The 20,576-nt window shown below is 68.0% G+C and carries 15 protein-coding genes; 11 read left to right on the top strand and 4 right to left on the bottom strand.

The window, feature by feature from the left end; genetic code table 11:
- Positions 1 to 174 precede the first annotated feature (174 nt).
- The 3 genes from Q0C38_RS23330 (at position 175) to arsB (ending at position 1,871) form a co-directional block, all read left to right on the top strand.
- Positions 175 to 567 (top strand): DUF2254 family protein, encoded by a 393-nt coding sequence (locus Q0C38_RS23330; protein ID WP_408870031.1) that lies wholly within the window; start codon positions 175 to 177, stop codon positions 565 to 567.
- On the top strand, positions 555 to 683 hold the full coding sequence (locus Q0C38_RS14035; protein WP_291297726.1) for a hypothetical protein: 129 nt from the start codon (positions 555 to 557) through the stop codon (positions 681 to 683). Before Q0C38_RS23330 ends, Q0C38_RS14035 begins: the two co-directional genes overlap by 13 nt.
- 111 nt (positions 684 to 794) lie before the next feature.
- Positions 795 to 1,871, top strand: a complete 1,077-nt coding sequence (arsB, locus tag Q0C38_RS14030; RefSeq protein ID WP_291297725.1) for an ACR3 family arsenite efflux transporter — start codon at positions 795 to 797, stop codon at positions 1,869 to 1,871.
- Positions 1,872 to 2,082: 211 nt separating this feature from the next.
- Here arsB and Q0C38_RS14025 read toward each other — a convergent pair.
- Positions 2,083 to 3,233 (bottom strand): IS3 family transposase gene (locus Q0C38_RS14025; RefSeq protein WP_291297724.1). Its coding sequence is split into 2 segments (ribosomal slippage): positions 2,083 to 2,975 and positions 2,975 to 3,233, totalling 1,152 coding nucleotides; the frame shifts between segments, so codons are not numbered across the junction.
- A gap of 240 nt (positions 3,234 to 3,473) precedes the next feature.
- Between Q0C38_RS14025 and Q0C38_RS14020 the strand changes: the two genes are divergently transcribed.
- Positions 3,474 to 8,906, top strand: coding sequence for an Ig-like domain-containing protein (locus tag Q0C38_RS14020; RefSeq protein WP_291297723.1), 5,433 nt, complete (start codon positions 3,474 to 3,476; stop codon positions 8,904 to 8,906).
- Positions 8,907 to 9,034: 128 nt separating this feature from the next.
- Here the strand turns inward: Q0C38_RS14020 and Q0C38_RS14015 are convergent, their stop codons facing one another.
- Together Q0C38_RS14015 and Q0C38_RS14010 are read right to left on the bottom strand one after the other, a co-directional pair.
- Entirely contained in the window at positions 9,035 to 9,343 is a 309-nt protein-coding gene (locus tag Q0C38_RS14015; RefSeq protein WP_291297722.1) for a hypothetical protein, read from the bottom strand.
- Between the two features lie 70 nt (positions 9,344 to 9,413).
- A complete protein-coding gene (locus tag Q0C38_RS14010) occupies positions 9,414 to 9,635 on the bottom strand; it encodes a hypothetical protein (protein ID WP_291297721.1) in 222 nt (73 codons plus the stop codon).
- 168 nt (positions 9,636 to 9,803) lie between these two features.
- On the opposite strand from Q0C38_RS14010, the gene Q0C38_RS14005 reads away from it, so the two are divergent.
- From Q0C38_RS14005 to Q0C38_RS13975, 7 genes are all read left to right on the top strand, one after another.
- A complete protein-coding gene (locus tag Q0C38_RS14005) occupies positions 9,804 to 10,046 on the top strand; it encodes a hypothetical protein (RefSeq protein ID WP_291297720.1) in 243 nt (80 codons plus the stop codon).
- A gap of 389 nt (positions 10,047 to 10,435) precedes the next feature.
- On the top strand, positions 10,436 to 11,467 hold the full coding sequence (locus Q0C38_RS14000; RefSeq protein ID WP_291297719.1) for an ABC transporter substrate-binding protein: 1,032 nt from the start codon (positions 10,436 to 10,438) through the stop codon (positions 11,465 to 11,467).
- A gap of 36 nt (positions 11,468 to 11,503) precedes the next feature.
- Positions 11,504 to 13,636 carry an iron ABC transporter permease gene (locus Q0C38_RS13995; RefSeq protein ID WP_291297718.1) on the top strand — a complete coding sequence of 711 codons (2,133 nt, stop codon included), beginning with the start codon at positions 11,504 to 11,506 and terminating at the stop codon, positions 13,634 to 13,636.
- A 17-nt stretch (positions 13,637 to 13,653) separates the two neighbouring features.
- On the top strand, positions 13,654 to 14,694 hold the full coding sequence (locus Q0C38_RS13990; RefSeq protein ID WP_291297717.1) for an ABC transporter ATP-binding protein: 1,041 nt from the start codon (positions 13,654 to 13,656) through the stop codon (positions 14,692 to 14,694).
- A 43-nt stretch (positions 14,695 to 14,737) separates the two neighbouring features.
- A complete protein-coding gene (locus Q0C38_RS13985) occupies positions 14,738 to 15,175 on the top strand; it encodes a PadR family transcriptional regulator (protein WP_291297716.1) in 438 nt (145 codons plus the stop codon).
- A gap of 61 nt (positions 15,176 to 15,236) precedes the next feature.
- Positions 15,237 to 16,667, top strand: coding sequence for an NAD(P)-binding domain-containing protein (locus Q0C38_RS13980; RefSeq protein ID WP_291297715.1), 1,431 nt, complete (start codon positions 15,237 to 15,239; stop codon positions 16,665 to 16,667).
- A 5-nt stretch (positions 16,668 to 16,672) separates the two neighbouring features.
- Positions 16,673 to 17,884 (top strand): MFS transporter, encoded by a 1,212-nt coding sequence (locus Q0C38_RS13975; protein ID WP_291297714.1) that lies wholly within the window; start codon positions 16,673 to 16,675, stop codon positions 17,882 to 17,884.
- 8 nt (positions 17,885 to 17,892) lie between these two features.
- Here Q0C38_RS13975 and Q0C38_RS13970 read toward each other — a convergent pair whose 3' ends face one another.
- Positions 17,893 to 20,352, bottom strand: a complete 2,460-nt coding sequence (locus Q0C38_RS13970) for a heavy metal translocating P-type ATPase (protein WP_291297713.1) — start codon at positions 20,350 to 20,352, stop codon at positions 17,893 to 17,895.
- Positions 20,353 to 20,576 lie beyond the last annotated feature (224 nt).

Genomic DNA, 20,576 nt, shown 5'->3' with positions numbered 1-20,576 from the left:
CCTGGTGCTCCTTCAACACGCCAATGATCTGCTCCTGCGTGAACCGCGATCGCCGCATCGTCCGTCTCCCTTTCGACGGACCCTACTTCAAACCGAGGGCACCCCAGGGGGCAGGGTCAACATTCCAATGGTTTCCATCGTCCGACCCCATAGCCGTGAGGGGGGCATTGCAAGTTGCTGGCGTCGAGCACGCTCACGATCGCCACCGTGACGTTCTCGATCCTGATGGTCGTCATGACCATGACCGCGTCGACCTTCTCACCGCGGGTTCTGTCCGGATTCATGCGTGACCCTGTCGACCAGAACACGATTGGCCTGTTCCTCGGCGGGTTCGCGTTCGGTGCAGGTGGCATCGTGCTGCTGCAGCCGGAGCAGGCATACTATGACCCGCGGCCGCTCGGGCTCGTGCTGTTGATCACCGTGATCGGCGCATCCGTGGTTGTCTCTCCGCTTCTCCACGCCTCAAGCGTCTGCGGGGCCTCACACCCTACGAAATCATCTGCAAAGCGTGGGCAGATCAGTCCAAACGCTTCATCCTCAATCCGCTCCACCAAATGCCGAGACTAAACACCAATGTGGTCTATGCGAGGCTCGCTGCGACAGACATGGCGTACCCCGTGCTGGTCGCGCGCACCGCGACCGTGGCGGCCGAGTTGGCGAAGGTGCGCGAGGGTCTCGTATAGAGCGCTACGCTGCGGTGACGGTGCAGGCCTAGGATCCGGTCGGCGCGGCATGACGACCCGTCATGGCAACACCGCCGGACGATGCCCGGCGAGAATCAGTGAAGAGAACAAATGTCCGCATTCGAACGCTATCTCTCGGTCTGGGTCGCGCTCGCCATCCTCGCCGGCGTGGCGGTCGGCCAAGTCGCTCCGGGCTTCATCGGGGTTCTTGCCAGCCTGCAATACGGCTCGATCAACCTCGTCGTCGCCGTTCTGATCTGGTTCATGGTCTATCCGATGATGGTGGCGGTGGATTTCCGCGCGCTGGCCCGCGTGCACGAACGCCCCAAGGGAATGATCATCACGCTCGCCGTGAACTGGCTGATCAAGCCCTTCACCATGGCGGCTCTCGGCGTGCTGTTTTTCGAGTGGGTCTTCGCGCCGTTCATCGAACCTGGCGCCGCCGGGCAATACATCGCGGGGATGATCCTGCTCGGCACGGCGCCCTGCACGGCGATGGTGTTCGTCTGGTCACAGATGACAAAGGGCGACCCGAACTACACGTTGGCGCAGGTGTCACTGAACGACGCAGTGATGGTCTTTGCCTACGCGCCCATCGTGGCGCTGCTGCTGGGCGTGACCGACATCATCGTGCCATGGGAAACGCTTGTTCTTTCGATCGTGCTCTACGTGGTGATTCCGCTTGCGGCGGGCGTGATCACGAGGGTGCAGATGACGCGCGGTGCCGCAAGTCCCGGCCAGGCTGAAGCAGCAGTCGGCGCCTTCACGGCCAGGATCAAGCCATTCTCGGTGGTTGGCCTGCTTGCGACGGTGGTTCTGCTGTTCGGTTTCCAGGGCGAGGTGATCCTGAGCCAACCGCTGGTGATCGCGATGATCGCCGTGCCGCTGCTGATCCAGTCCTACGGGATGTTCGCGGTGGCCTACTGGGCCGCCAAGGCGTGGCGGGTGCCGCACAACGTGGCCGCGCCCTGCGCCATGATCGGCACCTCGAACTTCTTCGAACTGGCCGTCGCGGTGGCCATCGGGCTCTTCGGCCTGAACTCAATCGCTGCCCTCGTCACGGTCGTGGGCGTGCTGGTGGAAGTCCCGGTGATGCTGTCGCTCGTCTGGGTCGCCAATCGTACCACCCATTGGTTTCCGGCGGAGGAACCAGCCACCGGCATCGCCAGGACAGGGGAGCAGGCTTGACGCACCGCACCACGCTCATCGCTCTCGACCAGCCGAGCGCCGAGGCTCCGATGCTCGAGTGCCTGGCGAACCTGCGCGACATGGGGTGGATCGGGTCATCCTCACCCACGTGATCGTCCTGGGCTAAGCGCAGGGCGCGGGCTATGGACACGAGGCGGAGTACCGGGCCTGGCTTGAAGGCCGGGTGACCTGCGCCCCTCGGGTCCCTCATTCATATCGAGAGTCCGGCCCTTTCATACTGCATGGTGGTTGGAGTGGCGAGCGCGCCGGGAGCGATGCCCCTCGCGAGCTCGAGCGACCGGCGCGCTGCGGGCGTCAGCCCGCCCAGTGACGAGTGAGGCCGGTGGTGGTTGTAGTCGTGCCGCCAGCGGGCGAGCACGCGCCGGGCGTGGGCCAGGCTGTCGAGGACTTCCTCGTTGAGGCATTCGTCCCGCAGCTTGCCGTTGAAGCTCTCCACGAAGCCGTTCTGCTGGGGCTTGGCCGGCGCGATGTAGTGCCAGCCGATGCCGGTCTGGTTCTGCCATTCCAGGATCGCCCGGCTGGTCAGCTCGGTCCCGTTGTCCGACACGATGGTCTCAGGCCTTCCGTAAAGCCGGATGCAGCACTCCAGCTCGCGCACGACACGCGCGCCGGACAGCGACGTGTCCGCCACCAGAGCGAGGCACTCGCGGGTGTAGTCGTCGATCACGCACAGCATGCGGAACCGGCGGCCGACCCCGAACACGTCCGACACGAAGTCCAGGCTCCACCGCCTGGACGGCGCGTCCGGCGCAGGCAGGGGCTCGCGGGTTCCCGTGGCGCGCTTGCTGCCCCGGCGGCGCTTCACCGACAGACCTTCGTCCCTGTACAGCCGTCTGAGCTTCTTGTGGTTCATCACGATCCCCTCGCGCTCGAGCAACAGCCCCACGCGCCGATAACCGAACCGGCGGCGTACCGCCGCGATCTCGCGCATGCGGGCGCGGACCGCGGGATGATCCGGGGGCGGGTCCCGCCTGACGGTCTTCGGATCGACGCTGACCAGCCGGCAGGCCCGGCGCTGGGAGATCGCGTAGGTCTCGATCACCCGGCGCGCCGCAGCCCGCCTGGTCTGGGGCGTCGTCAGCTCTTTCCCAGCAGGTCTTTCAGGATCGACACGTCCAGCATGCTGTCGGCCAGCAGCTTCTTGAGCCGCGCGTTCTCGGCCTCCAGCGTCTTCAGCCGCCGCGCCTCCGACACGCCCAGCCCGCCGAACTTCGCCTTCCACTTGTAGAACGTCGCCGTGCTGACCCCGTGGCGGCGGCAGACCTCCGCCGTCGCCATGCCGCTCTCCTGCTCGGCCAGGATCGCGATGATCTGCTCCTCGGTGAACCTGCTCTTCCGCATCGTCTGTCTCCTTGTGACAGACTCTCCATTCAAATGCGGGACCAAATGGGGCTCAGGTCACCGCCAGCATTTTCCAGCTTGTTCGGGTTCCAAAGCATTTGATAGTTGAAAGAAACGTTTTCGCTATGCGCTAACAATGCGGTCGGTACATATTTGGGAGGTGGGGGCGCGTGACCATCCGTGTCCGCCAATCTGCTTTTTCTACTTATAAGTGTGAAGGCGGGGCTCGCGGGGGTGTAAATGGCGGACAAGCCAACCTACGAACTATTCGAGATCGTCACGGCTCTGCAGACTAGCTGGGGCGGCGGCGTCGAGGGGTTCGGCCCGTACCGCAAGTGGGAATCGGGGCCGATCACTTGGTCGATGCCAGCCGAGGCGCCCGAGCTACCGTACGACTTCGCTGCCAGCCTCTTCCTCGACGAGGCCCGCGGCTTCGTAGTTCCGGCACCAGCCGCGGTCGTCGCCGCGCGTGAGGCCGTGCAACTGTGGGCCGACCTGATCGCCGTGCCAATCCACGAGGTCGCCGACAACCGAGCCGATATCGTCCTCGCCTACAGCGACTTCACGGAAGGAAGCACCTTCACGCGGGCACTGCTGCCAGAGGATGATTTCCTCAAGCACCTCGCACTCACCGCTGACGGCGCCGACTTCGACCTGGTGCTGCTGGCGCTGAACCCCGTGGCGTTCCTGACGTATCAGGCTCTGAAGCTCGCGGGCGGGATCGATAAGCCGTACGACGACGGCTGGTACCTCGATGCGGCCCATATCTGGCTCAGCACCACGGGCAACTGGACGGCCCTGCAGCCGCCGGCGCTCGGCGCGCCGATCCCATACCAGGCGCCGGGGGGGTTCAGCACACTGGTGCACGAAGTCGGCCACGCTCTGGGGCTGTCGCACCCCGGCAACTATGACGCTTCGGAGGGCGATTCGACCTATCAGGCCGATGCGGCGTTCGCGCAAGACCAGCGCAAGTTCACGCTGATGTCGTATTTCGGCGGTTGGGACAACAACACCGGCGCGTGGGTGACCGACAACACCTACACCCACCGTCCAGCGACGCCGATGGTGTATGACATCGCCGCCATCCAGGCGAAGTACGGTGCCAACCCCAACACACGCACCGGCGACAGCACCTACGGCTTCAACGCCACCGCCGATGCGCCCGCCGTGATGGATTTCGCGCGGAACAACGCGCTCTTCCAGGTGCCGATCTTCGCCATCTACGATGCCGGCGGCATCGATACGCTGGATGGCTCTGGTACTGCCGCCTCGATCAACCAGGTGATCGACCTCACGCCCGGCGCCTATTCCAGCGTCTTCGGCCTGATCGAGAACATTGCGATCGCGTTCAATACCACGATTGAGAACGCAAAAGGCGCTGGCGGCAACGACAGGCTGATCGGCAACGATGCCTCCAACCGGCTGGAGGGCAACGCCGGCAACGACGTGCTGCAGGGATTGTTCGGCGCCGACACGCTGGAAGGCGGCGACGGTGACGACACGCTCGAGGGCGGCGCGGGCGACGATACGCTGCTGGGCGGCAGCCAGAACGACATCCTGCGCGGCGGGCAGAACAACGACACGCTTGATGGCGGTGATGGCGACGATTTGCTGCGCGGCGACGAAGGCAACGACACGCTCGCCGGTGACGTGGGTAAGGATACGCTCCACGGCGATGACGGCAACGACGTCATTGTCGGCGGCGGCGGTGACGACATCATCATCGGCGGCAGGGGCAATGACATGCTGACCGGGGACGGCCCCTTCGCGCTGGGCGCGGATGTCTTCTTTTTCGCGACCGGTGACGGCGCCGACATCATCATCGATCTCGACTGGGATCCCTCCACTGCGCACGGCCTGCTGGATGTCGTGGATTTGGGCGATGCGGGCATCCACAGTTTCGACGAGCTGCTGGCGCAGGCGACCGCCGTGCCGGGCGGCGTGTTGATCGACCTGCGCGACGGCGACAGCATCACGTTGCAGGGCATGACGGTCGAGGATCTGTCGCCTGTGCTGTTCCGCTTCGGCGAGGCACCGCTGGAAGGGGGGGACTTCACCTTCTTCCAGAACGACTTCCCCGTGCAGCAGGCGGCGACCGCGCTGCCCGATGGCAGGTTCGCGCTTGCCTGGACCGGCCTCGGCGACGGCAGCGGCTTCCGCATCATGGCCCGTATCTACGAGGCGGACGGGACGGCCGGCGAGGCGTTCCAGGTCAATACCACCGCCGCGGGCGACCAGCGCAGCCCGATCGCGACCACCCAGGCGAACGGCAATTTCGTCGTGGCCTTCTCGTCCGACGAGAACGCCGATGGCGCTGCTACGTGGCTGCGCGCGCGCCTGTTCGCGCCCGATGGCACGCCGCTGGGCGATGATTTCCGCCTGAACGATGTGCCCGCGCTGGATTCTCCCCGCATCACGGGGATTGCACCCTCGGGCGCGGATGGTTTCGGCGCGGTCTGGGCGGCAATCGCGCAGTTCCCCGGCGCCAACTCGCAATCGATCATCGAGCAGCAGGTCGTCCGCTCGGTGACGGTTTCTGGAAACGGCACGGCCTTCGCCGGCGAGGGGATTGCCGCGGCACCAAGGCCGCTGGGCTACACCGGCACGTTGTACCAGGGCAGCGCCTATTTCGATCCCCACCTCGGCATTGATGCGGGCGGCAGCGCGCTGGTGACATTCGGATCGCTGAATTTCCCGACGAGCGCGGGCAGCCAGTCGCTCGTGGCCAAGCAATTCCCGTCCGGCGCGCCGCCCTCGCCGGTGACGGAGCTGATCGCGGGCACCAGCAACGCAGTGCCCAACCAGTACATTCGCACGGTGTCGGAAGGCGACCTGACGCCGTTCGGCGACGGTGCCCACCTGGCCACGGCCCTGGTCACCACCGCAGGCACCTTCCTTGCACCAGCACAAGACCAGGGCAGGCAGGGGTGGGCGATCGAGACGGTAATCGTCGGCGCCGGAATCAGCGAGCCCATCGTGGTCGCCTCGGCGCCCCTGGCAGCGGCGGGCGAGTACATCACCTACCAGCTGGTCGAGCATACTGCCACGCGCCTGGCGGATGGCACCGCGCTGGTGAGCTGGAACGACCGCGGCGCGGACGGCGCGGCCGAGATGCGGGCGGTACGGGTCGCCAGCAACGGCTTTGCCGACCTGTCGCGCGAGCTCACCGGCTGGTCCGACCGGCCCGCGACGCAGCCCAATGCTTTTACGGAGGCGCAGGATTCGGCTGGGCTGTCGAACGGCAACGTGGTGGTGACCTGGGCGGGCGCGGCGCCCGGCGACACCGGTTTCACGGCTGGGCGGGCCATCATCCTGCGACAGGACCTGAAGGGCGTTATCCTGGGCGGCACTGATGACGACGACCGCCTTCTCGGGAGCGGCTGGGATGACCGGATTGCCGGCGGCGATGGCAACGACGTCCTCATCGGGCGCGCCGGGGCCGATTTCCTGGATGGCGGCGAGGGGGTCGACACCGCCGACTACGGCATGTCGCTGTTCGGTGTGGTCGTCGACCTGAATGCCGCCGTGCAGCCCGATACCGGCAACGCCGCGCACTCGGTCGGCGACGTGCTGGTTGCCGTCGAGAACGTGCGTGGCAGTGCGTACAACGACCTGATCTATGGCGACGCTGCCGACAACATCCTGGACGGCAGCTGGGGCAACGACCAGCTCGCGGGAGGCGAGGGCGACGACACGCTGATCGGCGGGCCAGGGGCAGACGATCTGATCGGCGGTGACGGGATCGATACGGCCAGCTACGCCGCCTCGCGCCGCGGCGTTACGGTGGACCTCTCCAGCACGGCCCCGCAGTTCAGCGAGGGCGACGCCAAGAACGACCGGCTGAGCGAGGTTGAGAACCTTGTCGGCAGCGCGTTCGACGACTTTCTGAAGGGGGATGCCGGCCCGAACGTGCTGACCGGCGGCGGCGGCAACGACGTGCTGGATGGCGGGCCGGATACTGCATTTGCGCGCGCTGCGTCGCCTGTGATTGACCGCGCGGTCTATGCCGGTCCCTCGACCCGCTACGTCGTTTCCGCGCAGCCGGACGGATCGGTCACCGTGCTCGACCTGTTCAGCCTGGAGCCCGACTGGTCTGGCCTGGATACGCTGTGGAACATCGAGGAGGTCGTTTTCAGCGACGGCACACTGGACATCAGCGGGATCGCCGGCAACGGGCAGCCGCCCGTTGCCAACCCGGACGAGTTTCAGGTGAACGGCTCGCGCACGTTCACGGTGGCTGAAATTCTCGCCAACGATGTCGATCCGGATGGCACCACGCCGGCCTTCGTTCAGTTCTTCAACCCACTGCAGGGCACGCTGGAGGAGATCGATGCCGCCACGGGCACCTGGCGCTACACGCCGAACGCAGGCGCCACGGGTACCGATACCGCAATCTACCAAATCACCGACACGGCCGGGAACTTGGCCGTTGCCCCCGTCACATTCGTGCTGGGTGCGACCAATCCCAACAACGCCGCGCCGGTGGCGGGGGATGACGTGTTCACGGCGCTTCCGAACCAGTTGATCGGGGCGGATGCGCCCGGCCTGCTGGTGAACGACAGCGACCCTGATGGCGACAGCCTGTCGATCGACGTGGTCGTCGACGATGCGGACAGCGGGACGCTCATGGTGCTCCCCGACGGCACCTTCAGCTACTTGCCGTTCCCCAACTTTGTTGGCGTCGACCGGTTCATCTATCGCGTGACGGATGGTTTCGGCGGCTTCGACGAGGCGACGGTGACGATCACCGTGGGCAATCCCAATAACGCCGCGCCGGTGCCGACGTCGTCATTCACCATCAGTCAGGGTGGTGGCGGCAACCCGCCGGGGAGCATCCCGACCGGCCCGCCGCTGACGCCGGCGCAGCTCGCGCTGATCGACACGACGCCAGCAGTGGTGGGGGCGGTGGTGTTCACGCGGCTGGAGAACGAGGACACCTGGAACGGCTTCAAGAATGTCGCGTTCGGGCCTGGCGAGTACACGCCGGTGTTCGGCGAGAACATTCTCTTCACCAACTTCGTCGACAACCGGATCGACCTTTCCGATGCGGCGGGCGTCGACCTCGACGTCATGATCGTCGGCGGCAAGCGCGGCCTGCTGAAGACCGCCGATGGCGATGACACCGTCACTTGGTACTTCCACTCGAACGAGGGCACCTGGTCGAACTTGGCGACGATCGACACGGGCCTTGGCGACGACACGATCTTCATCAGCAGCATCAACCTCACGACGCTCGACAACGACTTGCTCGCCGACAACCCCGTGCCTGGTAACGGCAGCTTTTGGAACGCCGGCTATGACGGTCGCTTCTCCGTCGCGCGCGTTGATGCGGGCGAAGGCAATGACACGATCACGGCTGCCGGTCGCTCGCGGCTCGAGGCGTTCGGCGGGGCGGGCGATGATGTGATCACCGGCGCACTCGGCAACGACCTGATCGTCGGCGGTGACGGCAACGACATCCTGGCCGGGGGTGGCGGTGCCGACCGGTTCCGCTTCGACAACGCCGACGGTTCGGACACGATCATCGACTTCTTCGCAGCCGAAGGCGACAAGGTGCAGCTCTCGTCCGGCGGCAGTTACACGCTTGCTGGCACGAGCTTCGCCTACGGCACGACGACCGTGACGGCCGACAACGGCCATGTCTGGACGGCGGCTGACTTCCTGTTCGTCTGAGACGCGAGACAGTCGAAACGCAGAAAGGCCCGCCCAGGGTTCTCCTGGGCGGGCCGATGCAGCGTGATGAGGGTGGTGCGTTTACCGCGGCCGCAGCACCACCTCCGGATCCGCCCCCGCGGCGCTGATCAGCGCGCGTGCGACAGCACCATGAAGTCGGCGAGCGCGGAGCGGTTGGGAGGATCGAACACGAGCGCGACGATCGCCTCCCAGACGCCTGCGGCCTTCAGCCGTTCCGCGACCGCCGAGAGCGGCACGAGCGCATCCGGCGGCGGCGCAGGTTCGGCATAGGGCTCGGGCGCGACGCCCGCGGCGACCAGCGCATCCCAGACGGCATCCCCATGCACCGCCTCCGCTGCCAGCGGCGCACCGTCCATGCCGCTGAGCACGAGCACAGAGCGCCGCTCCAGATCGCCCCAGCGTGCGACGATGCTCATGGGCGAAGCTCCGTCAGCACGAGCGTGGTGCGCGCCGCCCCTCCGTAGAGCCGGCCAGTCGTCGTGCCGTTCATGGCCCTCGTGCGAGCAGGAGAACGATCAGCGCGATCTGGCCGATGAGCTGGCCGATGGCGTGGGCGGTGCCGATGGGGTCTCTCTCGTATTCGTGGCTGATCTGTTCGACGAGTGTTGGCCCACCACCCTCGGGGCGCATGACCCATTGCGCGTCAGGCGCCCCCGCGCAGGCGGCGAGAAGCGCGGCGAAGGCCAGGAGCAGGAGCGATCTTGGCATCCCCGCATCCTGCGCGCGCGGTGCGTCGGCCTCGGTCGCGCATGGCGGTGGCATTGATCATGCGATGCTCGTCCGGCGGCGAACATCGCAACTAGTTTGCTCTTGGTTTCGCTTCACTTCTGCTGCGCACGGAGCGACGTGTTTGGGGCGCAGAGGATGGAGAGAGCGATGCGGGCTGATCGGGTGAAGAGAGCAGCGGCGAACCAGCAGCGGAGCCTGGAGGCGTTCCTGGCGGCGAAGGCGGCGTTCGAGGCGCAGGTGGCGGAGCTTCAGGCGATGACCGCGGACCATTTCGGCGCTGGCCCGGAGGCGGTGATGTGGGGCCACGCGGCGAGCCTCGTCGACTGGACCCGACGGCTGCGCGAGGTGACGGATGCCTGCCACCGGCGTGGTGAGTTGGCGCCCGGCTGAGCCAGGGGCTCCGCCGCGCTCACGTGCCGCCCCGGGATCGGGGCTTGGGCTCGTAGGAGCCCGTTGGTCGGGCTTCGTGACGAGGAGACCCGACGATGATGATCCTTCACGGATAGCAGCGTCGATGTCACGCCTGCTCCTTCCCTCCCACCGCATGGCCCAGTCCTTACCTGCTTTGTCGGGGATTGCTGGCTACCATCCAGGCAGCAGTCGCCCGACCGGGAATTGACGTAGCGCAATCCCCTCCGGGCCACGCTGCGAACGACATCGGGCGATGAGCGGCTCAGGCAGGCATCGCTTCTGTCATCATTCCGTCACCTGCCAATCGCCTGACCCTTTGCTATCTCCACTGTGGTTGCGGCGCATGCCGCGTGAACAGGGGGATGGGCATGTCTCGTCGCATGGTGTTGTCCGCTGCCTTCGTCGCCAGCGTTGTGGCGTCCACCGTGTCACCTGCCCGGGCGCAAGGCGAACTCACCGTATACTGCACCGTCCAGGAGGAATGGTGCAGGCCGATGATGGCGGCCTTCGAGCGTGCGACAGGCATCAATGTCGCGATGACGCGGCGGAGCTCCGGCGAGACGCTGACGCAGATCAGGGCGGAACGGCAGAACCCGCGCGGCGATGTCTGGTGGGGCGGCACCGGCGACCCGCACCTGCAGGCCGGCGAGGAGGGACTGACCGAGGAGTATCGCTCGCCCAATCTCGCCCTGCTGCACCCTTGGGCGGTCCAGCAGGCCGAGCAGTCAGGCTTCCGCACCGTCGGGATCTATGCCGGCGCTCTCGGCTACAGCTACAACACGCGGGAACTGGAGCGCCGACGTATCGAGGCGCCGCGCTGCTGGGCCGACCTGCTGAAGCCTGCCTTCCGCGGCGAGGTGCAGGTGGCAGACCCGAACACCTCCGGCACCTCCTACACCATGCTGGCGACGCTGGTTCAGCTGATGGGCGAGGAGCCTGCCTTCACCTTCCTCAAGGGCCTGCACGCCAACATCAACCAGTACACCCGCTCGGGTGCCGCGCCGGCGCGCGCGGCGGCGACCGGCGAAAGTCTCGTCGGCATCACCTTCCTCCACGATGCCGTGACGCAGAAGGTCGGCGGCGCGCCGGTCACGATCGTGGCACCCTGCGAGGGCACCGGCTACGAGATCGGCTCGATGAGCATCATCAAGGGGGCGCGCAACCTCGAGAACGCGCGCCGCTTCTTCGATTGGGCGCTCACGGCTGAGGCGCAGGAGATCGGCGCGCAGGCCCGGTCCTACCAGCTCCCGTCCAACCGCGAGGCAAAGATTCCGGCCGAGGCGCCGCGCTTCGAGGACGTGAAGCTGATCGCGTATGACTTCGTGAAGTACGGCAGCGCGGCGGAGCGCAACCGCATCCTCCAGCGCTGGGACCGCGAGGTGCGCGCCGCCCAGCGCTGATCGCCCTGGCGCTGCTGTCGCAACGGCCCTGATCGGTTGACCGCGCGAGGGATTGCGCGCGCCGCTGCTGGCGTTGCCCTGCTCGCCGCTGTGCTGCTGCCGTGGCACGCTGGCGCGCAGGCATCGCCGCTTGCTGCTCTGCTCCCGTCGCAGCCCTGGCTTTGGCCGGGCACACTCGCGCTCGCCATCGGTGTTGCCACGACGCTGCGCCCTGGTCATGGCCGGCTGCTCGTTGCGGCAGTGTGCGTGGCGATCCTGCTCTTCGCGCTGCAGGGCTTGGCGATCGGCCTGCCGGCGACGAGCTGGGGCGTCGCGCAGGACATCTTCGGTGACGGCGTCCGCCAGGCGGCGTTCGGGCCCGGCGCCGTCGTGGTGCTCGCTGCCGCCGTGATCATGCTCGCGACCGGCCTTGCGATGGGCGGCGCGATGAAGGGCGACGCATCGGTCGCCATCATCGCCGTCGGTGGTGCCGTGGCCATCGCTGCGTTCGTAATCCTCCCGCTGATCCGCGTCCTTGCCGATGTCTTCGTCGCGGACGGCGGGTTCTCGCCCGCGGCCGCTCTGTCACGGATCGGCGCGGCGGAGGCGTGGACGCTCGGCTGCCTCGCCGGGGCGCCGCGCTGCGGCGTCGTCTGGAACACGCTTCTTCTGGCGACGCTGACAGGCCTTCTCTCGACGGCGATCGGCCTGGCGCTCGCGCTGCTTGAGAGCCGCGGCGGGCTCCGCCAGACGGGGCTGTTCCGCGCGATGGCCGTGCTGCCGCTGATCACGCCGCCCTTCGTCGTCTCGCTCGCGCTGATCGTGCTCTTCGGCAGGACAGGCCTCGTCTCGACGGCGCTGTGGGAGCTGTTCGACATCCCGCGCTCCCGCTGGATCTACGGGCTCCCTGGCGTGCTGATCGCGCAATGCCTGTCGCAGGCGCCGATCGCCTTCCTGCTGCTGTCTGCCGCGCTGCGGGCCATCGCGCCGAGCCTCGAGGAGGCAGCCGGCACGATGGGCGCGCAGCCTGCCCGCGTCTTCGCGACTGTCACGCTGCCGCTGCTCCGCCCGGCGATCGCCAACGCGGTGCTGCTCGGCTTCGTCGAATCCCTCGGCGATTTCGGCAACCCGCTCGTGCTCGGCGGCGAGTTCGACGTGCTTGCGACCCGCATCTTCTTCGCCATCGCCGGCGCGCGCCACGAGCCGGGCCGCGCCGCCGCTCTCGCCATTCTCCTGCTCGGCCTGACGCTGGCGGTGTTCTGGCTGCAGGAGCGTTGGGTCGGGCGCCGCCAGTACGTGACGGTCGCCGGCAAGGGCGACCAGGGGCTGCCGGCGCTGCTGCCACCCTCGCCGCGTCGCGCCGCTGCCGCGTTGGCCTACCCCTGGGTCGCCTTCACCTTCCTGGTCTACGCGATCATCCTGTTCGGCGCCTTCGTCCATGACATCGGCCGCTTCGACCTGACGCCAACCTGGCGGCACTTCATCGAGGGCTTCGCGGTCGAGCGGACGGCGTTCGGTCTGTTCTTCCGGGGTGCCGCGTGGGACAGCCTGTTCACCACGCTGCGCGTGGCCGCGATCTCCGCCCCGATCACCGCCTTCGTCGGCATCCTGCTCGCCTGGCTGTTCGCGCGCGCCGAGTTCCGCGGCAAGTCGGCGCTCTCCTTCGTCACGCTGCTGACCTTCGCTATTCCTGGAACCGTTCTCGGCGTCGCCTACATCACCGCGTTCAACGTTCCGCCCATCGAGATCACCGGCACCGGAATGATCCTCGTGATCTGCTTCGTGTTCCGGAACATGCCGGTCGGGGTGCGCGGCGGGCTCGCCGCGCTGGCGCAGATCGACCGCTCGCTCGAGGAAGCCTCCGCCACGATGGGCGGCGACGCGGCGACGACGCTGCGCCGGGTCGTGCTGCCGCTGCTGCGGCCTGCCCTGGTCGCGGCACTTGCGTACGCCTTCGTGCAGGCGATGACGGCGGTCTCAGCGGTGATCTTCCTCGTGTCCGCGCGGCACAACCTCGCCACGGCCTATATCGTCGGCCGCGTCGAGGCGGGAGAGATGAGCCTCGCGATCGCCTATTCCTCGGTGCTGATCCTGATCATGCTGGCGGTGATCGTGGTGATCGACCGTCTCGTCGGCAAGGCGAGGCTCGGGCGGCGCGCGGCGGCGCCCCTGGTCCGCGTGGGGGGATGATGATCCGGTTCGAGTCTGTGACGAAACGCTTCGGCAGCGTTCGTGCCGTCGATGCGGTGTCATTCGCGCTGGAGGAGGGCAGCCTGACGACGCTGCTCGGCCCCTCCGGCTGCGGCAAGACGACGACGCTCAGGCTCATCGCGGGGCTCGAGCTGCCCGACGAGGGCGGGATCGTGATCGATGGCCGCGACGTCTCCGGCGTGCCGGCAGCGGAACGGCGCGTCGCGATGGTGTTCCAGTCCTACGCGCTGTTCCCGCACATGAGCGTTGCCGAGAATGTCGGCTATGGCCTGGTGATCAACGGCATGCGCGGCAAGGAGGTGGCGACGCGCGTGGGCGAGATGCTCGAGACGCTCGGGCTTGGCGGCCTCGGATCGCGGCAGCCCGGCGAGTTGTCGGGCGGGCAGCAGCAGCGCGTGGCCGTTGCGCGTGCGCTGGTGCTCCGCCCACGCGTGCTGCTGTTCGACGAGCCGCTGTCGAACCTCGATGCGCGGCTCCGCCGGCGCGTGCGCGAGGACATCCGCGACCTGCAGCGGCGGCTGAACCTCACCGTTGTGTACGTGACGCATGACCAGCAGGAAGCCCTTGCCGTGAGCGACACGGTGGTGGTGATGCGCGATGGGCGCATCGCCCAGATTGGGCCGCCGGAGGCGCTCTACGATACCCCTGCAGATGCTTTCGTCGCCGATTTCATGGGGGAGGCGAACGTGATCGAGGGCGAATGCGTGGATCGCGGCGCGGCGGGCATCGCATTTCGGGTCGGGTACGTAACGATCGACCTTCCCCTCTCGCGCCATCCGCCCGGAGCCCTGGCGATCGCGGTGCGGCCCGAGGCGATCCTGCTCAGCCCGCACCGGGCGGAAGGCTTTCCGGGCCGGATCGTGCGGGCCGTCTTCGTCGGAAGCCATATGGAGTATGAGGTGTCGACGACGGCAGGGGCGCTGTTCGTCGTCGCTCCTGGTGCTTCGGCACAGTTCCGCGCGGGCGATGCGGTCTCTGTCACCTTGACCAGGGTGATCCCGCTTCCGGCCGGCTCCGCTGCTCGCCAGCCACCCTGATTTAATGCTTGATGCATAGAGGGTCGATGGGTAAGGTCATGGCATGAAAGCCGTCCGTGCCGCTCCTGCCCCTCGCGTCGACTATGCGTCCCGCGCCTACTGGGCGGGCACGATCAAGATGGGCCTCTCCAAGTTCTTCATCCTCCGTGTGCTGCACGAAGGGCCGATGCACGGCTATGACATCGCCCGCACGGTCGAGCGCGCCACGGGTGGGTGCTGTTCGCCGACCGAGGGAACGATCTATCCCGTTCTCCGCGAGTTCGAGACGGGCGGCTTCGTCACCGTCGAGGAGGAGGTCGTGCAGGGCCGCCAGCGCCGCGTCTATGCGCTGACCGATGCCGGCCGCGCGGCGTTCCGCGTCGCGCTGGATGCCTGGATGGAGGCGACCGCGGCGCTGCAGGACACGCAGCGCGCGTTTGCCGCCGCCGATGCCGCGCGGAAGCCGCGCCGCCCCCGGTCCGGAAAGGCGTGCTGCCCATGACCGCCGACGCCCATGATCGTGGCTAAATACCTCAATCGTTGATGCATCAAGGAGCGTGGCAATGAGCGCACCCCCTCTCCCTGTCGTGGTGATCGGCGCCGGCCCCATCGGCCTTGCGGCGGCAGCGCAGCTCGTGTCGCGCGGGCTCACGCCGCTCGTGCTCGAGGCCGGCGACACGATCGCCGTCGCCGTGCGCGCCTGGGCCCATGTGCGCATGTTCTCGCCGTGGGAGTTCAACGTCGACAGCGCCGCGCGCGCGCTGCTGATCGCGGAAGGCTGGCGCCTGCCGCCGGCAGCGGTCTACCCGACCGGGGCGGAGCTCATCGCGCAGTATCTCGCGCCGCTTGCCGCGTCAGCGGCCTTGCAGAGCCGGATCCGCACCGGTGCGCGCGTTATCGGCGTCGCGCGGCGCGACCTTGGCCGGCTGCGCAACGGCCATGACCGCGAGGCATCGCCATTCGTGCTGCAGGTCGAGACCGCGAGCGGGATCGAGGAGATCGAAGCCAGCGCGGTGATTGACTGTTCCGGCACCTGGTCGGCACCGAACCCGGCCGGCAGCCATGGGCTGCCTGCGCCGGGCGAGGCGGCGCACGCACACCGCATCGCCTACGGCATCCCCAACGTGCTTGGCGCCGCGCGCCCACGCCAAGCCGGCAGGACGACGCTCGTTGTCGGCGCTGGGCACTCGGCGATGAACGCCGTGCTCGATCTCGTGGAACTGGCCAAGGATGTTCCCGGCACGCGTATCCTCTGGGCCTTCCGCCGGCCGCTGGCCGCGGTCAATTTCGGCGGCGGCGCGAATGACGGGCTTGCCGAGCGCGGCGCGCTGGGTGCCCGCGCCATGGCCCTGATCGAGGAGGGTGCCGTCACCGCGCTTGCGCCGTTCCTGATCGACCGTATCGGAGGTGAGGGCGGCGCGCTCGCCATCACCGGCCGACAAGACGGGCGCAGCACCACCGTCATGGCGGATGAGATGATCGTGGCCACGGGCTTCCGGCCCGATCTCTCCTTCCTGCGCGAGGTGCGCCTCTCGCTCGACCCTGCGGTGGAGGCGACGCCTGCGCTCGCACCGCTGATCGACCCGAACGCGCACTCCTGCGGCACGGTACGCCCGCATGGCGAGGCGGAACTCCGCCAGCCCGACAGCGGCTTCTACATCGCCGGGATGAAGAGCTACGGGCGCGCGCCGACCTTCCTGCTTGCGACGGGGCATGAGCAGGTGCGCTCGATCGCGGCCTATCTTGCCGGAGACATCGAGGCGGCACGGCGCGTCGAGCTCGTCCTGCCCGAGACGGGCGTGTGCTCGACCGATCGCTCGCGCCAGGCGGCGACGGCTCCCTGCTGCACGCCTGCGACGCCGCAAGGCGTCTGCTGCGATGCGAAGCCGGATCTGCCCGCGGATGCGCCGTGCTGCGCAGCCCCTGCTTCTGCTGCGCCACGTCCCGTGCTCGCACCCCTGTCGGCGCAGCCGCGCAGCGGTCGCTGCGGCTGACGCGCGTGCCTCACGTTGAACGCGGCGCTCCGGCGGCGGTGCGCCGCGTCGTCATCTCGCTCGGCACAGCGCAGACGCTCGCCTGGGCCTCGACCTACTACCTGCCCGCCATCCTCGCTGGGCCGATGGCGCGCGACCTCGGCATCACGCCGTCTGCCGTGTTCGGTGCCTTCTCCGCGGCACTCGTGCTGTCTGCCCTGCTCGGGCCGTTGGTGGGGCGTGCCATCGATCGACGCGGCGGCCGCCCAATCCTGGCGCTGTCCAATTTCGTCTTTGCGGCAGGGCTCGTCGCACTCGGCAGCGCGCAGGGTGGCTTTACGATGCTTGCTGCATGGCTTCTGCTTGGCGTCGGCATGGCAATGGGGCTCTACGATGCGGGCTTTGCCACGCTCGCTGGTCTCTATGGCCGCAATGCGCGCGGGCCGATCACCGGCATCACCCTGATCGCGGGCTTCGCGAGCACGGTCGGCTGGCCCCTGTCGGCGGTGATGGAGGAGGCGTTCGGCTGGCGCGGTGCCTGCATGGGCTGGGCCGCGCTGCATCTCTGCCTCGGCTTGCCGCTGAATGCACTGCTGGTGCCGAATGCTCCGCCCCCGGAACGGCAGGCGGCAGCGGGCGGCGATGCGGCTCCGCCGTCACGGTTTGCGATGCCGCTGCTGGCCTTCGTGTTCGCGGCAACCTGGTTCGTCACCGGCGCCATGGCGGCACATCTTCCTGTGCTGCTGCGCGAGGCCGGCGCGAGCCCGGCCGGTGCCGTTGCCGCAGCAGCGCTGATCGGCCCGGCTCAGGTGGCCGCGCGTCTCGCGGAGTTCGGCCTGCTCAGGCGCTTCCATCCGCTCGTCTCGGCGCGGTTGGCGACACTCGGCCATCCGCTTGGCGCCCTTGTTCTGCTGCTTTTCGGTGGTGGTGCTGCAAGTGCCTTCGCGGTGTTGCACGGCATGGGCAATGGCGTGCTGACGATCGCCAAGGGAACGCTGCCGCTCGCGGTATTCGGGCCGAGCGGATATGGCGCGCGGCAGGGTGTTCTCGCGGCCCCTGCGCGCATCCTCCAGGCCGCCGCGCCGTTCCTGTTCGGCGTGCTGCTGGAGCGTTCCGGCGTCGCACCTGCCCTGGGCCTTACAACGGGGCTGTCGCTGCTTGCCGCCTTGGCGCTTCTGGCACTCAGGCCGGCTCAGCCAGGTGACGCGGCCGCGCTCGCGCAGGCGCGGGGAGAGTAGCGCCAAGCTTACGTCGCGGTCGGATCGCGGTACGCCAGGAGCCGCAGTGCGTTCGCCACGACCAGCAGCGTCGAGCCTTCATGGAACACCACCGCGGCGCCGAGTTGCAGGCCGAGCAGCGTCGCCGGTACCAGCACTGCCACCATGCCCAGGCTGATCCAGAGATTCTGCCGGACGATGCGGTTGGTGCTCCGGCTCAGCCCGATCACGAAGGGCAGGCGTGTCAGGTCATCGCCCATCAGCGCCACGTCGGCCGTCTCCAGCGCCACATCCGACCCGGCAGCACCCATGGCAATGCCCACCGTCGCATGCGCCATGGCCGGTGCATCGTTCACGCCGTCGCCGACCATCGCCACCTCCTGTACAGCCCGGAAGCGCTGGATGGCAGCGACCTTGTCCTCTGGCATCAGGTCACCCCAGGCCTCGTCCAACCCGACCTGCTGCGACACCGCCTCGGCGACTCGGCGGTTGTCGCCCGACATCATCACCATTCGGGAGATCCCGAGCGTGCGAAGGCGCTGGATCACCCCGGCTGCGGCCTCGCGCGGCGTGTCCATCAGGCCGATGGCACCGAGGTACTGGTCGCCCCGCCGCACGACCATGGTGGTGCGGCCGCGCTCCTCCAGGTCAGCGCTCATGGCCCGGACCTCGGGCGTGACGGGCGGCCCCTCGATGTCCGCGAACAGTGCGATCTTGCCGACGAAGACCGCATCGGCGCCGATCCGCGCCGCCAGGCCGCGTCCGGTGATGCTGCGCAACTCCGTGGCGTCAGCCACTGTGACGCCAGCGCCAAGTCTGGCCTGCCCATCGCGAACCACAGCGGCGGCGAGCGGGTGGTCGCTCAGCGCCTCGACGGCCATCGCAACCCTCAGCAGATCCCACTCATCAACGCCGGATGCCGCCAGCACGTCGGTCACCCGTGGCTTGCCCTCGGTCAGTGTGCCAGTCTTGTCGAAGGCGATCGCTTGGAGCTTGCCGAGGTTTTCCAGCGGCCCGCCGCCTTTCACCAGCACACCACCGCGCGCGGCGCGTGCGATGCCCGAGAGCACGGCGCTCGGCGTCGAGATGGCGAGCGCGCAAGGGCTGGCCGCAACGAGCACCGCCATGGCGCGATAGAAGCTTTCGCCGAAGCCCTCGTCGATGACGACCCAGGCGAACAGGAGCACGATGACCGAAGCCAGCACCACCGGCACGAAGATGCGCTCGAACCGATCGGTGAAGCGCTGCGTCGGCGATTTCTGCGCCTCGGCCTCGTTCACCATACGTACCAAACGCGCGAGCGAGGTGTCGGCGGCCAGGCGAATGACCTGCACCTCCAGCACGCCGGCGCCATTGATGGTGCCAGCATAGACACGGTTCTCCGCCGGCAGCCCGTCAGGGCGCAACGCCGCGCGTGCGGCATTCTCCACCGCACGCTTGTCGACCGACACGCTCTCGCCGGTGATCGGCGCCTGGTCGACGCTGCTTTCGCCAAGGGACACGAACCCATCGGCGGGGATGCGGGTGTTGGGCCGCACGATGATGGTGTCGCCGATCACCAGTTCGGCCACCGGCATCTCGCGCACCGCGCCGTCACGGCGCAGCTCGGCGGTGGGTGGGGCGAGGTCTGCCAGGGCTTCAATGGCCCGCCGCGCGCGGCCCATGGCATAGTGTTCCAGCGCATGGCCGATGCTGAACAGGAACAGCAGCAGCGCGCCCTCTGCCCATTTGTCGAGCGCCGCAGCGCCCGCCGCAGCGACGAGCATGAGCGTGTCGATCTCGAACCGGCCAAGTCGGAGCGTGTCGATGGCCTCGCGCAGGGTGTAGTAGCCGCCGAAAACATAGGCGCCAATGTAGAGCGCCATGGGAAGCCATGCTGGAGCGCCAGACAGCCACGAGGCCAGATAGCCCGAAATCAGGAACGCCCCGCTCAGCAGCGCGAAGATCAGTTCCGAGTTCGCGCCGAACGGCCCGCCATGTTCGTGCTCGTGATCATGCTCAGGTCCGGGTTCCACGTGTGGCGCACCACCGCCGTGCACCGACACGCCCATGCTGCCCAGTGCGCTGCGCAGGGCGCCCTCAGACGTGGCCGTGCGGTCGAACTCGATCCGCACAGGCCCGGCCGCCGAAGCATCCGCCTCCATGACCCCAGGCAGCCGCGACAGCAGGTCAGTGACCGTGCGTGCACGACGCTCGTTCGCAAGCCCCTCCACGTCCCACAGCACGTGGCCGAAACGTTCGGTCAGCGCCGCGCCTGCCGCCTCGGTGATCTCGCGCACGCGGGCGAGGCTTGCAACGGCAGGATCGTAATGGATGCAAAGCTGCGCGGGTTGTTCACCGGCTGCGGGCAGGACATGCACCTGCCCGATCCCCTCCCGGGCGGAGATGTCGTTGATCAGCCGCCCGACACAGGCATCGGCTTCGCCGGGAGCGTCAGGCAGCACGATGGCGAGATCAAGCCTGAGGTGCGGCGCCTGCGTGTCGCTCATCGCAGTGCGGCCGTTGCGCGCCGCACCGCCGCTACCGTCCTGCTGTGATCCAGAGTACCAGATCCTCCGGCGTCCGCGGGCCGCTCGCGTGCATGACCGTGCAATCGACCGCCATGCACGGCGTCCAGGCGAAGCCAGAGCCGGCGATCACTGCGACGTCGGTCACGTTCTCGACAGGGACCTCCACGCCAACCGTCGCGGCGGCAGTTCCTCGCCACAGCCAC

Origin of the sequence: Elioraea sp., from assembly GCF_022842375.1 — a bacterium.
In the GTDB taxonomy this organism is placed as follows: Bacteria; Pseudomonadota; Alphaproteobacteria; order Acetobacterales; family Acetobacteraceae; genus Elioraea_A.
The sequence above is the reverse complement of the archived record's forward strand: the minus strand, read 5'-3'. Positions and strand labels throughout refer to the sequence as shown.

Excerpts from the sequence above, each read along its gene's own strand:
- arsB (WP_291297725.1), top strand. The coding sequence starts at position 795 with ATGTCCGCATTCGAACGCTATCTCTCGGTCTGGGTCGCGCTCGCCATC.
- Q0C38_RS14000 (WP_291297719.1), top strand. The coding sequence starts at position 10,436 with ATGTCTCGTCGCATGGTGTTGTCCGCTGCCTTCGTCGCCAGCGTTGTG.
- Q0C38_RS14035 (WP_291297726.1), top strand. The coding sequence starts at position 555 with ATGCCGAGACTAAACACCAATGTGGTCTATGCGAGGCTCGCTGCGACA.
- Q0C38_RS14010 (WP_291297721.1), bottom strand. The coding sequence starts at position 9,635 with ATGCCAAGATCGCTCCTGCTCCTGGCCTTCGCCGCGCTTCTCGCCGCC.
- Q0C38_RS13970 (WP_291297713.1), bottom strand. The coding sequence starts at position 20,352 with ATGAGCGACACGCAGGCGCCGCACCTCAGGCTTGATCTCGCCATCGTG.
- Q0C38_RS14005 (WP_291297720.1), top strand. The coding sequence starts at position 9,804 with ATGCGGGCTGATCGGGTGAAGAGAGCAGCGGCGAACCAGCAGCGGAGC.
- Q0C38_RS13985 (WP_291297716.1), top strand. The coding sequence starts at position 14,738 with ATGAAAGCCGTCCGTGCCGCTCCTGCCCCTCGCGTCGACTATGCGTCC.
- Q0C38_RS14020 (WP_291297723.1), top strand. The coding sequence starts at position 3,474 with ATGGCGGACAAGCCAACCTACGAACTATTCGAGATCGTCACGGCTCTG.
- Q0C38_RS13980 (WP_291297715.1), top strand. The coding sequence starts at position 15,237 with ATGAGCGCACCCCCTCTCCCTGTCGTGGTGATCGGCGCCGGCCCCATC.
- Q0C38_RS14015 (WP_291297722.1), bottom strand. The coding sequence starts at position 9,343 with ATGAGCATCGTCGCACGCTGGGGCGATCTGGAGCGGCGCTCTGTGCTC.